Source organism: Azospirillum brasilense (assembly GCF_001315015.1).
Taxonomy (GTDB): Bacteria; Pseudomonadota; Alphaproteobacteria; order Azospirillales; family Azospirillaceae; genus Azospirillum; species Azospirillum brasilense.
Window position 1 is genome coordinate 1,679,908 of record NZ_CP012914.1, and the last position, 15,116, is coordinate 1,695,023.

The window sequence follows — 15,116 nt, forward strand, 5'->3', positions numbered from 1 at the left end:
TTGAAAAAACAAGAAAGGGCAGGGGCTTCGGCGCCTGCCCTTTCCTTTTGTCTGAAGAGTGCCTGACGGCGTGGCGCCTCAAATCTTGATGGAGGACACGAAGCGGTCAGCGTCGGCTTCGAGTTGCCGGAGTTCGTCCGCCAGTTGGGCGGCGGAGTAGATCATCTCGATGGCCGACTTGCCGGTCTCCGCGGCGGTGATCGCCATGGTGCTGACGCTCTCGGTCACCTCGTGGGTGTTGTCATTGGCCCGGCCCACCGCGCCGACAATCTCCTCAGTCTGTTCGAGCTGGTCGCGCACCGCCGCGGACACGTCCTCCGACAGGTGGGCGACCTCCTCCACGGTGGTCCGGATCGCCCGGATCGCCTCGACGACGGAGCCGGTGGCCTCCTGGATGGCGCCGACCTGACCGGCGATGTCCTCGGTCGCCTTGGCGGTCTGGTTGGCCAGAACCTTGACCTCCGACGCGACGACGGCGAAGCCCTTGCCGGCCTCTCCGGCGCGGGCGGCTTCGATGGTGGCGTTCAGCGCCAGCAAATTCGTTTGCCCGGCGATGTCATTGATGAGCCGGACGATTTCCCCGATCCGCTGCGAGCTGTCGGCCAGCGCCGCCACCGCCGTGTCGCTCTGCCGGGCGTGGTCCACGGCGCGACGGATCGCCGTGCTGGAGGTGGTCACCCGCCCACCGATCTCGCCGATGGAGGCGGAGAGGGTGCGCGACACGTTGTTGACGATGCCGACCACCTCGGAGGTCTGCTCCGCCTTCTCCGACGTGTCGAGCGCCTGCTCCTTCATCTTCTCCGCCGTGTCGCGCAGGATGTGGGCGCCGTTGCGGATCTGGTCAGCGGCGTGGCTGACCGTGTGCAGCACGCGCCCGAAGGCCGAATCGAAATCGTGGGCGATGGCGCGCAGCGCGGATTCCCGCTCCTCCTCCGCCCGCCGTTCGGCCCGGCGCGACTCCTGCTCCAGCTCATGCGTGCGCTGAAGATTCTCCTTGAACACACTGACGGCGCGGGCCATTGCGCCGATCTCATCGCGCCGCCCGGTCTCCGGAACGGTGGCCGTCCGGTCGCCACCGGCCAGCCGCTCCATCACGCCCTCGATCAGGCGCAGCGGCCGGGTGATGCTGCGGGCGACGAGCAGGCTGATGATCGCGAAGCCGACCAGCAGAACGGAGCCGACCTGGAGCACGTTGGCGATCACCTCACCGCGCACTCGGTTCTGAGTCTCCACCGCCCCGGCCATGCCGGCGTTGGCCGAATCCAACAGCGCCTCGAAGCGCGGGACCATCGCCTGGAAGGCGTCGTTGAAGGTCTGCACCTCGGCCCGGAACGCCTTGGTGGCGTCGACGAAGCGGCCGAGGTCGGTGCGGTAGGTGCGGGCCTGCTTCTCCAGCTTGGTCTGGGTGGCCGTGTCCAGCCCCGAATCGGCGAGGAAGAAGGTGAATTCGTTGAAGGCCTTGCGGTGGCCGGACAGCAGCGATTCGTCGCTGTAGATGATGAAGTCCTTCTCCATCTTCCGCATCGATTCCATGCGGCCGGTCAGCTTGTCGGCGTTCGGCCACTGCTTCAACTCGTCCTCGATGGCGCGGGCCGAGGCGCGCAGAACACCGCGCAGACCGCTGTCGTCGGACAGGCCCAGCTCCTTGGCCCGCGCGACCACCGATGAGAAGCGCTCCTTCAGCGTGCCGATGCCCTGCGACAGATGGTCCAGCTCCTCCTGCGGCAGGCGCTCCACGCCGCGTTCCTTGAGATCGTCCAGCAGGCGCGAGGCTTCCTCGGCGTTCTTCGCGAAGGCCTCGGCCGCCGTCTCGTCGCGGTCGGCCACGAAACGCAGCGCCTGGAAGCGCAGACGGCTGGCCCGGCGTTCGATGGCGGCGGTGTGCTCATAGGCGTCGCGGAACTGGTCCAGTTCGGCGGTCGCCTCGAACATGCGCTGGGCGCCGACGGTGACCGTCCCGCCCAGCAGGCCCAAGGTGACCACGGACGCGGCGACCAGCAGCGCGATTCGCGTGCCGATGGAAATGTTCGACAGCATATGCGGTAAATCCTTGGTTGCGCCGCGGACCTTACCCGCCGCCGAAGACGCCGCTGTTACGGATTGATGGCGGATTCGTTACCGTGCCGTCGCCCCCTGGGCATTCATGGTGAACGCCCGTATCTAGAAACCGCTGGAAATCAAAAGGGGAGGTCGGCTGTTGTCCTTCGTGCTGTCGAAGCTGCTGTGGCTCCTGGTCTCGCCGGGCAATCTGCTCGTGCTGATCCTCACCGCCGGGACGGCGCTGCTGTTCACCCGCCGTCTGGCCCATTGGGGGCGGCGGCTGGTCGTGGCGGTCACCGTCGGCTTCGTCGTCGTCATGGTCACGCCGATCGCCTCCTGGGTCGCGCTGCCGCTGGAGGAGCGCTTTCCCCGCCCCGAGCTGCCGGAGCGGGTGGACGGCATCATCATGCTGGGCGGGGCGGTGAACCCGCCGATCACCCGCGACCGCGGCGAGCCGTCCGTCAACGACGCGGCGGAGCGTATCCTGGGTTTCGCCGAACTGATCCGCCGCTATCCGCAGGCGCATGCGGTGTTCACCGGCGGCTCGGGACGGCTGGCCGGGCAGGACGCGCTGGAACTGCGCGAGGACCTTGCCGTCCGCGGCGCGCTTCGGCAGGTCGGGATCGACCCGGACAGCGTGACTTACGAGAACGAGTCCCGCAATACCTGGGAAAACGCCCTGTACAGCCAGCGGCTCGTCAAGCCGAAGCCGGGGGAGACCTGGGTCCTCGTGACCTCGGCCATGCACATGCCGCGGTCGGTCGGCATCTTCCGGCAGGTCGGTTGGGAGGTGATTCCCTATCCGGTCGATTACCGCACGCGCTTCGGCGGACGGCCCTTCGTCCGTTTCGAATTCGACAAGCAGATCGACGCGCTTCAGGACCCGATCCGCGAATGGATCGGCCTCGTCGCCTACCGCCTGATGGGGCGGACCGATGCGCTGTTTCCGGGGCCCGCCCATGACCGCACTGCAGCGCAGGCGGGCTCCTGAGGGGTGTTGCGCGGTTGGCGCGGCGAGGTAACTCGGCTAGAGTGGCGCCACCAGATTTAGCGGGGTGGGACCATGCGACGCGCGCATATGCTGAGGGGGGCAGTCGTGCTCGCAGGAGCGCTGACGCTCGCCGCCTGTGCGTCCGCGCCGCCCGCGCCATCCTCGTCCGGACTGCCGCGCAGCGGCGTCTACAAGGTCGGCAAGCCTTATCAGGTCAACGGCGTCTGGTATTATCCCGCCGAGGATTACTCCTACAGCGAGACCGGGATCGCCTCTTGGTACGGTCCGGGATTCCACCAAAAGGTCACCGCCAACGGCGAGGTTTACGACCAAAATGAGCTGACGGCCGCGCACAAGACCTTGCCCATGCCAAGCCTCGTGCGCGTCACCAATCTCGACAACGGCCGGTCGCTGGTTGTTCGCATCAACGACCGCGGCCCCTACGCCAACGGGCGAATCATCGACATGTCGCGGCGCGGCGCGCAATTGCTGGGGTTCGAAGGCAACGGCACGGCCAAGGTGCGCGTGCAGATCCTGGCCGAGGAAAGCCGAGCGGTCGCCGCCGCGGCCCGCCAGGGCACGCCGGCGCCGATGCTGGCCGAGCTGGACGGGCCGCCGCCGAAGGCCGCGCCACGCAGCTCGGTTGAGGTCAACGGCGCCGCCCGCGCCACTCCCGCCGCGGTCACCCGCGCCCCGGTGCCGCCGCCCACCACGGTGGCCGGCGATATGGTCGACGGTCGCTTCGTTCCGGCCCCGGTGGTCGCCGAGCTTCCGGTGAAGCCCTATGAGCAGATCTACGTCCAGGTCGGCGCCTTCGGCAGTCCGGACAACGTCACCCGTGTGCGCGCCCGTCTGGCCTCGCTCGGCCAACAGGCGCAGGTCACCCAGACGGTCGCCGGTCGGCAGCGGCTGCAGCGGGTGCGGGTGGGGCCGCTGGCCAGCGTGGACTCCGCCGATGCCGTTTTGAACCAAATCCTCCAAGCCGGCCTTACCGACGCCAAAATCGTGGTTGATTGATCACCCGCGAGCCCAGTCCAAGCTTGGCCCGGCACCGGGCCTCGTTCCGTTTCATGTCTTGTCCAGTCCGCGTTTCGAAGGGAGTTGTCATGGTCGCTGTCGTCCGCACCCGCGTTGCCCGCACCCGTTTCACCATGGGCCTTGCGGTCGCGCTGTTCGCGGCGGGGGTGGGGCCGGTGGCTCACGCCGCCAGCATCGAAACCATCGCCAAGCAGGCGATCCTGGTCGATATCACCTCGAACACCGTGCTGTTCGAGAAGAGCCCGGATCAGCGCATGGCGCCGTCCTCGATGAGCAAGATCATGACGATGTACATGGTCTTCGACGCGATCAAGGAGGGCCGGCTGACGCTGGAGAGCACGCTGCCGGTGTCGGAGCGCGCGTGGCGGATGCAGGGCTCCAAGATGTTCGTGGAGCTGCACAACAACATCAAGGTCGACGACCTCATCAAAGGCGTGATCGTGCAGTCGGGCAACGACGCCTGCATCGTCTTCGCCGAAGGTCTCGCCGGCTCCGAATCGGCTTTTGCCGAGCGCATGAACAAGCGCGCCCGCGAGCTGGGGCTGAAGGACACCAACCTGACCAACGCGACGGGCTGGCCCGACCCGAACCACTATATGACCGCCCGCGATCTCTCGATCCTGGCCGAGCATCTGATCAAAGACTTCCCGGAATACTACCACTATTATTCGATTCGGGAGTTCAAGTACCACGGCATCAACCAGGGCAACCGCAACCCGCTGCTCTACCGCGGCATGGACGTGGACGGTATGAAGACCGGCCACACCGAGGCCGGCGGTTACGGCTTGACCGCCTCGGCGGAGCGGGAAGGGCGCCGTCTCATCCTGGTGGTCAACGGCCTGCCGAGCATGCAGGCCCGCGCCGACGAATCGGCCCGGTTGATCGAATGGGGCTTCCGCGAATTCGCCACCTACGCCCTGTTCAAGGCGGGCGAGACGGTCGATCAGGTGCCGCTCTGGTTGGGCGCGCAGGACACCGTTCCGGTCACTGTGCCGGAGGACATGAAGGTTACCATGGCCCGTGCCGACCGCAGCGGCATGAAGGTGTCGCTGGTCAGCAACGCCCCGGTCGCCGCGCCGGTGAAGAAGGGCGACGTGGTGGGCAAGGTGGTGGTGTCGGCGCCGGGCTTCCCGGGCAAGGAGTTCCCGGTGGTCGCCGCCCAGGACGTGGAGAAGCTGGGCTTCGTGGGCCGCGCCCTGGCGGCGGCGAAGTTCCTCATTTTCGGGGCGAGCTGATTGGTGTAAGCCGGCCCGTCGCCACCGGACTTCGGAAGGCGGCGGGCCTCATCACCATCGGGAGCAGACCATGACGCGCGGGCGGTTCATCACGCTGGAGGGCGGCGAGGGGGCGGGCAAGACCACCCAGATCCGCCTGCTCGCCGACGCGCTGATCGGTTGGGGGAAGCGGGTCGTGCTGACCCGCGAGCCCGGCGGTTCGCCAGGGGCCGAGGAGATCCGCGGCCTTCTGGTGTCGGGGGAGACCGGGCGCTGGGGTCCGGTGACCGAGGCGCTGCTGCACACCGCCGCCCGCCGCGACCATCTGGAACGCACCGTCTGGCCGGCACTGGAAGCCGGACACTGGGTCATCTGCGACCGCTTCTTCGACAGCACCATGGCCTATCAGGGCTACGGGCTGGGGCTGGGGCGCGATCTGGTCGCCGCGCTTCAGGCCACGGCCCTGGGCGACTTCCGGCCCGACCTGACCCTGATCCTCGACCTGCCGGTGGAGGACGGGCTGGCCCGCGCTGCCGCCCGGCGCGGCGGGGAGGACCGCTACGAGCGCATGGACGTCGCCTTCCACCACCGCCTGCGCGATGGCTTCCTCGACATCGCCGCGCGGGAGCCGGAGCGTTGCGTGGTCGTCGATGCCGGACACCCCGTGGAGACGGTGGAGGCGTCCATTCTGGACACGGTGACCCGCCGCCTGGGAGCCTCCTGAGGTGAGCCGCGCCCGCGCGCCCGAACCAATCGCGGAGGAGGACGCCCTCGCCCCGCGCCGCAATCCCGACCTGACCGGTCACGAGGACGCCGAGCGCCTGCTGCTCGACGCCTGGAACTCCGGCCGCCTGCCGCACGCCTGGCTGATCGGCGGCCCGCCGGGAATCGGCAAGGCGACGCTGGCCTTCCGCTTCGCCCGCTTCGTCCTGTCCCAGGGGCACGAGCCGCCGGACGCCGGCCTGTTCGGTGCGCCTCCTCCTCCGGCCTCGCTGGCGCTGTCTCCGGACGCCCCGGTCTTTCGCCGTGTGGCCTCAGGCGGGCACGCCGACCTGCTGACCGTGGAGCGCCAGCGCGATGAGAAGCGCGACCGGCTGAAGCGCGACATCGCCGTGGACGACGTGCGCAAGATCGGTCCCTTCCTGCGCAAGACCGCCGCCGAGGGTGGCTGGCGCGTGGCGGTGATCGACGGCGCGGATCGTATGAATCTCAGTGGCTTGAACGCCATTCTAAAGATTCTGGAGGAGCCGCCGCCGGGCGCCTTGCTGCTTCTGGTCAGCGACAACCCCGGCGGCATGCTGCCCACCATTCGCTCCCGCTGCCGCAAGCTCACGCTTCAACCGCTTCCTGAGGAAACCGTCCTTAACCTGTTGTCCCAGCATCGTCCTGACCTCGGCGGTGAGGACCGGGCGGCGCTCGCCCGGCTGGCGGAGGGCAGCATCGGCCGGGCCATCGGGTTGGCCGAGGCCGGCGGGCTCGACCTCTACCGGGAGCTGATCGGCCTGCTCGGCACCCTGCCTCGGCTGGACATCACCGCCGCCCACGCCTTCGGCGACAAGCTGACCCGCAAGCAGGACGACGGGCTGTACGAGACGGCCACCGACCTGCTCGTCTGGTGGCTGGCCCGCTTCGTCCGGTCGCTGGCCCGCGGCGCCTGGCCGGCGGAGGTGGTGGCCGGGGAGGCCGCCCTGATGACCCGTCTGGCCAACGCCCGCGGCCTTGAACGTTGGGTGGAGGTGTGGGAAAAGGTCCAACGCCATTTCGCCCGTGCGGAATCCGCCAATCTCGACCGCAAACAGGTGGTCCTGAACGCCTTGGCGACGCTGGAAGCGGCTGCTACTTAACACGGACGACACACCACGCCCATCCGGGCCGGCAACGCGCCGGGCCGGCGCATTCTCGGGAGAGCCTCTGCCATGACCGGGTCGAAGACCTTCTACCTGACGACTCCGATCTATTACGTGAACGACGTGCCGCACATCGGGCACGCGTACACCACGCTCGCCTGCGACGTGCTGGCCCGCTTCATGCGGCTGGACGGCTATGACGTGAAGTTCCTCACCGGCACCGACGAGCACGGCCAGAAGGTGGAGAAATCCGCCATGAACGCCGGCATCGCGCCGCAGGAGTTCACCGATCGCGTGTCGAAGAACTTCCGCGACCTCGTCTCGCTGATGAACTTCTCCAACGACGACTTCATCCGCACGACCGAGCCGCGGCACATCGCATCGGTGCAGGAACTGTGGCGCCGTCTGGAATCGGCCGGCGAGATTTATCTCGGCAGCTACGCCGGCTGGTACTCGGTGCGCGACGAGGCCTTCTACGGCGAGGATGAGCTGACCACGTCGCCGTCCGGCAAGAAGATCGCCCCGACCGGCGCCGAGTGCGAGTGGGTGGAGGAGCCGTCCTACTTCTTCCGCCTGTCGGCTTGGCAGGACCGCCTGCTGGAGTTCTACGAGCAGAATCCGGATTTCATTGCCCCTGCCGGCAAGCGCAACGAGGTGATGGCCTTCGTGAAGTCGGGGCTGAAGGACCTGTCGGTCAGCCGCACCACCTTCAAGTGGGGCATCCCCGTGCCGGGCAACCCCGACCACATCATGTATGTCTGGCTGGACGCCCTGGCCAACTACATCACCGCGGTCGGTTTCCCGGACGAGAGCGGCGAGTACGCCAAATACTGGCCGGCCAACCTGCACATGGTCGGCAAGGACATCCTGCGCTTCCACGCCGTCTATTGGCCGGCCTTCCTGATGGCCGCCAAGCTGGCCCCGCCCAAGCGCGTCTTCGCCCATGGCTGGTGGACCATCGAAGGCCAGAAGATGTCGAAGTCGCTGGGCAACGTCATCGCGCCGGAGACGCTGGTCAACACCTACGGCCTGGACCAGACCCGCTACTTCCTGCTGCGCGAGGTGCCCTTCGGCAACGACGGCGACTTCTCGCACAAGCAGATGGTGCAGCGGATCAACGGCAACCTCGCCAACGATTACGGGAACCTCGTGCAGCGCTCACTGTCGATGATCGGCAAGAACTGCGGGGCCGCCGTGCCGCAGCCGGGCGCCTTCACCGAGGCCGACGACGCCCTGCTCGGCGCCGCCCGCAACCTGCTGCCGATCGTCCGGGCGGAGATCCGGTCGCAGTCCTTCCACAAGGCGCTGGACGCCATCTGGGCGGTGATCGGCGACGGCAACCGTTATGTGGACGAACAGGCCCCCTGGGCGCTGAAGAAGACCGATCCGGCGCGCATGGCCACGGTGCTGTACGTGCTGGCCGAGACCATCCGCCATCTCGCGATCCTGACCCAGCCGATCATGCCGGAAGCCTCGGCGAAGATCCTGGACCAGCTGGCGCAGGGGCCGGAAGCCCGCGGGTTCGACCGGCTGGGGGCGGGTGGGGCACTGGTCGCCGGCACGCCGCTGCCCACGCCGCAGGGCGTGTTCCCCCGCTATGTGGACGAAGCGAAGAGCTGACGAACGATGCTGGTCGATAGCCACTGCCATCTCGACTTTCCCGATTTCGCCGAGGAGCTGGACGCGGTCGTCGACCGCGCCCGGCGGGCGGGGGTGGGGCGGATGGTGACCATCTGCACCTACCTGTCGCGCTTCGACCGCATCCTGGCGGTCGCCGAACGCTACGACGATGTCCTGTGCTCGCTCGGCGTCCATCCGCATCAGGCGGCGGAGGAGATCGCCGGGGTGTCCGTCGAACGCCTCGTCGAGCTGTCGAAGCACCCGAAGGTGATCGGGCTGGGCGAAACCGGGCTCGACTATTTCTACGACAAGAGCCCGCGCGACGTTCAGCAGGAGTGCTTCCGCCGGCACATCCGCGCCAGCCTGGAGACCGGCCTGCCGCTGATCGTGCACACCCGCGACGCCGACGACGACACCATGCGGATCGTCCGCGAAGAGGCTGCCGGCCAGCCGGTCAACGGCTTGCTGCATTGCTTCAGCTCAGGGCGACAACTCGCTGAAGAAGCACTGGATTTCGGCTTTTACATTTCCCTGTCGGGGATCGTCACCTTCAAGAAGTCGGAGGACCTCCGCGCCATTGTGAAGGACGTCCCGCTGGACCGGATTCTGGTGGAGACGGACGCGCCCTATCTGGCGCCGATCCCATTCCGCGGCAAGCGCAACGAACCGGCTTACGTCGCGCATACCGCGGCCTGCGTCGCCGGGGTGAAGGGCGTGGACGAGGCGGAGATGGCCCGGATCTCCACCGAGAACTTCTTCCGCCTGTTCCCCCGCGCCGGCTCGGCCGAACAGGCCGTTGCATGACCGGTCAACGGGTCACGATCCTTGGCTGCGGCGGATCGCGGGGCGTCCCCGTGATTGGTCTCGGCTGGGGCGCTTGTGACCCGGCGAACCCCCGGAACCACCGGATGCGCCCATCCATTCTGGTGGAGTGGGAGCAGGGGCAGGGGGCCGAGCTGGGCGGCCGGCAGGAGAACGGCGTCAACGTCCTGGTCGACACCTCGCCGGACCTGCGCCAGCAGCTTCTCAACGCGGATGTGCGGCAGCTGGACGCCGTGCTGTGGACGCACCAGCACGCCGACCACGCCCACGGCATCGATGAGTTGCGGGAGCTGTGCCGTGCGATGCAGGCTCCCATCGACGCCTACGGACGCGCCGACGACCTGGCCGAGTTGGAGCGGCGCTTCAGCTATTGCTTCGAACCCTTGCGTCCGGGCGATCCCTTCTATCGTCCGGTGCTGACGCCCCACGCGGTGGAGGGCCCGTTCTCGGTGCGCGGCCACCGGATCGTGCCGTTCGAGCAAGATCACGGCTACTTGAAGACCCTCGGCTACCGGTTTGATAAATTTGCCTATTCGACCGATGTTGTGAGATTGGATGAAGACGCCTTTGTGGCGCTGGAGGGCGTCGAGGTCTGGGTGGTGGACTGCGCTCGGATCGAGCCGCCACATCCGGTTCACGCCCATCTCGCCCTGACGCTGGAGTGGATCGCGCGGGTGCGCCCCAAGCGGGCCTACCTGACGCACATGGACCAGACTATGGATTACGATACGCTCCGCCGACTGCTTCCCGCTGGTGTCGAACCCGCCTATGATGGACTCGTCATTGAGCTTTAAGGTTTGTTTGATGATGGGATGGGGCAGGGCAACGGTCAGTCGTCCGGCATGATGAGACCCAGCCGCCCGGCGATGAAACGGTCTGCGGCCGCCCTGGCCGCCTGATCCGCCGTCTGGGGATTCAGCTTGAATTTTTCCCTGTAAAGCTTTGATGTTGCAGTAATGGCCGCGGGCAGGGTGTGCACCGCCGCGCGATACTCCTTCTCCGGCCAAACGTCGAAATCGCTCCAGGATCGAAAAGCGGCCACGGCCCGGCCGCGCTGCTCGGCCATCTTCTTGGCTTCGGCGGACATGGGCGCTTCGAGAAGCGTGCTGGGCACCAGCGACGCCTGAAGATCGTCCACTTCGAACTGGCGTTCATAGCCATGGCGGATGCTGCCCCGTTCCACCAGGGCCGGCTCGATGGCCGGGTCCATGTGGGTGGATACGGCTTGCCATTCCGGCAAATCGAACAGGGAGGACGGCGGATTGCACAGGCCGGGCGTCTCGTCGCGCGCGTTGCCCCAGAAGGCGCCGAAGGCTTCGAAGGCCGGCTGTCCATGCTTGGTGAACAGGAAGCAGGGCGCGTCCATTTCCGTGGTCGACAGGACGTGGCGCAGGAACAGCAGCGACGTGCTCAGTGGCGCTCCTTGAACGTCGCCGAGATTCGCCATTTCTTCAAGGAGATAGGGATCTTTCGGGAGACCTTGGTTCAAGATCTCATCCACCAGCCGGCGTACCGTGGCGTCCTTGTCGGGCACCGCCACGGCGCCACTCTGGTAGAGATACACCAGCCATGCCTTTGCTGGCGCACCGCTGTAGCGCAGGAGCGCCGCGGCCGCGGCCTTGGCATCCTTCGGAATGCCGGCGACAACCGCAGCCAGTTTCTTCTGCGCCGCTGAATTCTGAGCGGCGAGGTCGGCGGCGCGTTTCTCGTATAGGGCTCGACAGGCCGGGATGGTGGATTTGTCGGCGCAGGTGCCGTCACGTTCGGTCAGGAACGCTTTCTGCGCACGCTCAATGGCATCCCGGTCGTCAGCGGAGTTTCCCAAGGTGTCACGCAGGAGCGTCGCCATGTCCTCGGCGGCGACCTTCAGGTCGGCACTGGCGCAAATGGTCCGTTCAGCGCGACTGGATGGTTTGGCGCAATCGGGTGGCGTCTGAGCCATGGCGGCGAACGGAATCAGAAAGAGCGACAACGCGGGGCCGAAAAGCCACGAGGAGCGAGGCATAAGGCGCAGCCTTCATCGAAGGGAAGGGAATGGATGCGGGAGCGAGCCGTGACGATAATCCATCGGCCGGAACGCCGGAAGGGACGGATTGGTGCCCTCCTCGCTTCTTTGTGACATTATTTTCCATAATACAGATTATATGATCGACATCGGCTTTGGGGTGAGGAGCAGCATAGCCGCTTTCACGTCCTGCTGCCCAACGACGGCCACCGCTCGGTGGGCGCCTCTGCCCTTGGCGGTGCCCAGAATGCACGCTACATAAACCACAGTTTATACCCAACGGTCAGGTTCCGGTGAACGACGCCTTCGCGCTGACGTTTGCGCCGACGACATGGCGGCATCGATGCGCCGCTGCGCTGCTTGCCGCTGTCATCGGAGCCAGCGTGTGGCCGGTCCATGCCTCCAACTCCTCCACGGACGGCGAAACCGCACCGGCTCAGGCGCTTACCGCACCGGACGATGCGCCGATTCCCGCGGTGCCCGATCTGTCAGCGTTGCGGACGGCCTTGACGGAGTTTCATTGCGCCGAGTTGGAGGTCGCCGTCGGCAAGGATCAGAGGATTGCGATTTCCGGCTTGACCGCGGGTGACACCGATCCGGACAGTCTTGCGTTGCTCGCCCAGGACTTCCTTACCGGCCAGCGGGCCGCAGTGGAGATCGAGCGGGTATCCCCTGCCCTGTGCGAACCGCTGACCCTGATCGGCCCTTTTCGGGCTTCCAACGCCGGCTCGGCGGCGTCCTTATCGATCCGCTTCAAGGAAGCCGCCGGAACATCGTTCGTGGACGGCCAGGATTTGATGTTTGACATTGTAGCCCCTGATTTTCCAGCGCACCTGCAGGTGGACTATTTCACGTCGGACGGCGACGTGATTCATTTGTTGCCCAACCCTCTGGAGATCAGCGGCCGCGTGGAGTCCGGTGCGGTTCGCCGTCTGGGTGAGCGCGGCGCCGGAGGGCGCTTCTGGAGCGTCGGGCCGCCCTACGGTCACGAGTTGATCGTCGTGGTGGCCAGCCCAGCACCTTTGTTCGCCGCGCCGCGTCCCGAAGCCGAGGCGGTGGCGTCCTATCTTCCCGCTTTGAAACAGGCTTTGGACTCCGCCGCACCGGCCACCGTGGCCACCGCACGCTTCCTCAAAACCAGAGCGCCTTGATGCGCCGTTGGGTCAGGGCGGGAGACGCACGAATCGCGCAAGGATGAGGGTGATGTTGTCCGGCCCGCCCGCACCGTTGGCGAGGGCAATCAACCGGGCACAGGCGTCTTCGCCAGTAAGCGGCGGCTGTTGGGTGAGAATGCGCTGGATCACGCCCTCCGGCACGATGCCGGTCAGCCCATCCGAACACAGAAGATACAAGTCATCCGGCTGCAGATCATGTACGGCGATTTCGGGCTCAACCTGCTCGCCGGTGCCAAGCGCGCGAACGATGATGTTGCGATGGGGAGCCTGTCCACGGCGTCCGTTGTCCAGCCAGACTTGATAAAGACTGTGATCGCGCGTCAGCAGGCGCAACTCGCCGCCGCGCAGGCGATACAGCCGGCTGTCCCCGGCGTGGAACACGATAACGCGGTCGGTTCCCGGCACCCGCCAGAGCCCAACCAGCGTGGTTCCCATGCCGCGCCCCTCAGCAAAGCCGCGCTGGCGGTTCAGGGCGTTGATCCGGCGGTTGGCAGCCACCACCGCAGAACGCACCATCGATGCGGCGTCCGCAGCCGCCCTCTCCTCCTCCGCCTGGGATGGCGTCCGGCCTTCTTCAGCACGGTCCTGGGCGGCGATGACCGCGGCAACCACCTCCACCGCGGTGCGGCTGGCGATGTCGCCACCGGCGTGCCCTCCCATGCCATCGCAGATCACCGCCAAGCCGCGCGCCGGGTCGAGGTGAAACGAATCCTCGTTGCGCGAACGGACACGGCCAACATCCGTTTGTCCGACAGCGATCATGTCGATCAGGGCGGAATGCATCACGCGAACGGCTCCAGCGCGTTACAGCCGAACCAGCTTCCTGGAAACAGCCTTCGGCAACGCGAAAAACCGCCTCGGCTTTGCATAAGATAATGGAGGAGAGCCTGCAGATTGAACAGCAGGAAAGGACGCGTAAAAACGCCTCAGACGCTGACGTCGAGGAGCGTGCCGCGCTGCTTGGCGCCGTAGCCGGTGCCGTTGGTCCGTGCCTGAACGGCCGCCGTCTGCGGGTCCACCGCCTGCCCCGACTGGGTCGCGTTGCGGGTATCCCGTGTCTGGTCCATCTTGCCGACCGCCTGGGTCGCCTGGACCGTCTGGGTGCGAACGGTGGGGGTGGTCTGCTGCGCCGCCTGAACCGCCGGAGACATGGCCATCTGCATCGCCGGTGTGATCGGCGGCTGAGGCTTTGCCAACGGAGGCATATTGAGCGGGTTTAACTGCATGTTAAGAACATGCGCCCGCGCACCCGCCGATTCAAGATCCGAATCGACGCAGTGATCGATTAAAAAGCGAAGGCTGCAAGTGCCCTCGCCTTTCTGCAAACCAACGAAGGTGCCGGATCAGAGCGCCGGCTGCTGTTGGGTGATGCAGTGGATGCCGCCGCCGCCGCGCACGATGTCCAGCGCCGGAACCTGAACAACCTCGCGGTCCGGAAAGGCTCGGCGCACGATGCGGAAAGCCTCGTCGTCCGCCGAATCCTCGAAGGCCGGCATGACGACGCCGCCATTGGCGATGTAGAGATTCGTGTAGGACAGGGTCAGCCGCACGCCGTTCTCATCGCGTCGCGCCGGCTGGCGGACCGGGATGACCTCCAGTTCCCGCCCCTGGGCGTCGCGGGCGCACTTCAACCGGTCCAGATTGTCCTGGAACGCTTTGAAATTGGCGTCGCCGGGATCGTCGGTGGTGATCGCCATGACGACGCCGGGCTTCACGAACAGGGCGATCTCGTCGATGTGGCCGTCCGTCTCGTCGTCCTGATAGCCCTCACCCAGCCAGATCACGCTGGAGATGCCGAGATGCTCCTTCAGAAGCGCCTCGATTTCCACCTTGCCGAGATTCGGGTTGCGGTTGGGATTCAGCAGGCACTGCTCAGTCGTCAGCAGCGTGCCCTCCCCGTCCACATGGAAAGAGCCGCCCTCCATGACCAATGGCGCTTCGAAGCGGCGCAGGCCGAGATGTTCGAGCATCAGGCGCCCGACCTGCTGGTCCTTGGCGCTGTCCGGATAGTTGCCGCCCCAGGCGTTGAAACGCCAATGGACACCGGCCAGCAGCCCTTTCCCGTCGGTGACGAAGCTGGGTCCGGTGTCGCGAATCCAAGAGTCGCTGATGGGCAGAGGCAGGATCTCAACGCCCGGCCCGCAGGCCAGGGAAGCGTCGGCGACGTCGGCGGGATCGCAGACCATGGTCACCGGCTCGAACCGGCTGATGGCGCGGGCGACGTCGGTGTAGGCGGCAGCGGCGGCGTCGAAGGCCCCCTCGGGCCACGTCTCGGGCCGGCACGGCCACGCCATCCAGCAGCGGGTGTGCCGTTCCCATTCGCCCGGCATGGTGAAGCCTTCCGCCGCCGGTGTCGTCATCTTT

At 66.7% G+C, this 15,116-nt stretch carries 13 protein-coding genes and 1 pseudogene; 9 read left to right on the plus strand and 5 right to left on the minus strand.

Annotated elements, in window-relative coordinates:
- Window positions 1-78 precede the first annotated feature (78 nt).
- A pseudogene (locus AMK58_RS32045) lies at window positions 79-1,128 on the minus strand (methyl-accepting chemotaxis protein); the annotation flags it as partial.
- A 1,078-nt stretch (window positions 1,129-2,206) separates the two neighbouring features.
- On the opposite strand from AMK58_RS32045, the gene AMK58_RS07775 reads away from it, so the two are divergent.
- The 8 genes from AMK58_RS07775 to AMK58_RS07810 all read left to right on the plus strand — a co-directional run bounded on the left by AMK58_RS07775 (window position 2,207) and on the right by AMK58_RS07810 (window position 10,366).
- The gene (locus tag AMK58_RS07775; protein WP_236778203.1) at window positions 2,207-3,031 is read left to right on the plus strand and encodes a YdcF family protein; all 825 of its coding nucleotides are present in this window, start codon (window positions 2,207-2,209) and stop codon (window positions 3,029-3,031) included.
- A gap of 105 nt (window positions 3,032-3,136) precedes the next feature.
- A complete protein-coding gene (locus tag AMK58_RS07780) occupies window positions 3,137-4,048 on the plus strand; it encodes a septal ring lytic transglycosylase RlpA family protein (protein ID WP_236778073.1) in 912 nt (303 codons plus the stop codon).
- Between the two features lie 89 nt (window positions 4,049-4,137).
- Entirely contained in the window at window positions 4,138-5,304 is a 1,167-nt protein-coding gene (locus AMK58_RS07785) for a D-alanyl-D-alanine carboxypeptidase family protein (RefSeq protein WP_059398787.1), read from the plus strand.
- Between the two features lie 70 nt (window positions 5,305-5,374).
- The gene (gene tmk, locus AMK58_RS07790) at window positions 5,375-6,007 is read left to right on the plus strand and encodes a dTMP kinase (RefSeq protein ID WP_035673836.1); all 633 of its coding nucleotides are present in this window, start codon (window positions 5,375-5,377) and stop codon (window positions 6,005-6,007) included.
- 1 nt (window position 6,008) lies between these two features.
- Entirely contained in the window at window positions 6,009-7,127 is a 1,119-nt protein-coding gene (locus tag AMK58_RS07795; RefSeq protein ID WP_035673837.1) for a DNA polymerase III subunit delta', read from the plus strand.
- 72 nt (window positions 7,128-7,199) lie between these two features.
- Entirely contained in the window at window positions 7,200-8,750 is a 1,551-nt protein-coding gene (metG, locus tag AMK58_RS07800; RefSeq protein WP_035673843.1) for a methionine--tRNA ligase, read from the plus strand.
- 6 nt (window positions 8,751-8,756) lie between these two features.
- Window positions 8,757-9,554, plus strand: coding sequence for a TatD family hydrolase (locus AMK58_RS07805; RefSeq protein ID WP_035673847.1), 798 nt, complete (start codon window positions 8,757-8,759; stop codon window positions 9,552-9,554).
- Window positions 9,551-10,366 (plus strand): MBL fold metallo-hydrolase, encoded by an 816-nt coding sequence (locus AMK58_RS07810; protein ID WP_035673850.1) that lies wholly within the window; start codon window positions 9,551-9,553, stop codon window positions 10,364-10,366. The genes AMK58_RS07805 and AMK58_RS07810 overlap by 4 nt, the downstream gene beginning before the upstream one ends.
- A gap of 35 nt (window positions 10,367-10,401) precedes the next feature.
- Here AMK58_RS07810 and AMK58_RS07815 read toward each other — a convergent pair whose 3' ends face one another.
- Complete coding sequence (locus AMK58_RS07815) at window positions 10,402-11,577, minus strand: lysozyme inhibitor LprI family protein (RefSeq protein ID WP_107685983.1); 1,176 nt, start codon at window positions 11,575-11,577, stop codon at window positions 10,402-10,404.
- A gap of 293 nt (window positions 11,578-11,870) precedes the next feature.
- Here AMK58_RS07815 and AMK58_RS07820 point away from each other — a divergent pair, with 293 nt between their 5' ends.
- Window positions 11,871-12,728, plus strand: a complete 858-nt coding sequence (locus AMK58_RS07820; protein ID WP_137165096.1) for a DUF4384 domain-containing protein — start codon at window positions 11,871-11,873, stop codon at window positions 12,726-12,728.
- Between the two features lie 12 nt (window positions 12,729-12,740).
- On the opposite strand, the gene AMK58_RS07825 is transcribed toward AMK58_RS07820, so the two are convergent.
- The 3 genes from AMK58_RS07825 to AMK58_RS07835 form a co-directional block, all read right to left on the minus strand.
- Entirely contained in the window at window positions 12,741-13,535 is a 795-nt protein-coding gene (locus AMK58_RS07825) for a PP2C family protein-serine/threonine phosphatase (protein WP_035673857.1), read from the minus strand.
- A gap of 143 nt (window positions 13,536-13,678) precedes the next feature.
- Window positions 13,679-13,909, minus strand: coding sequence for a hypothetical protein (locus AMK58_RS07830; protein WP_236778074.1), 231 nt, complete (start codon window positions 13,907-13,909; stop codon window positions 13,679-13,681).
- Between the two features lie 186 nt (window positions 13,910-14,095).
- Window positions 14,096-15,112, minus strand: coding sequence for an agmatine deiminase family protein (locus AMK58_RS07835; protein ID WP_035673863.1), 1,017 nt, complete (start codon window positions 15,110-15,112; stop codon window positions 14,096-14,098).
- Between the last annotated feature and the right edge of the window lie 4 nt (window positions 15,113-15,116).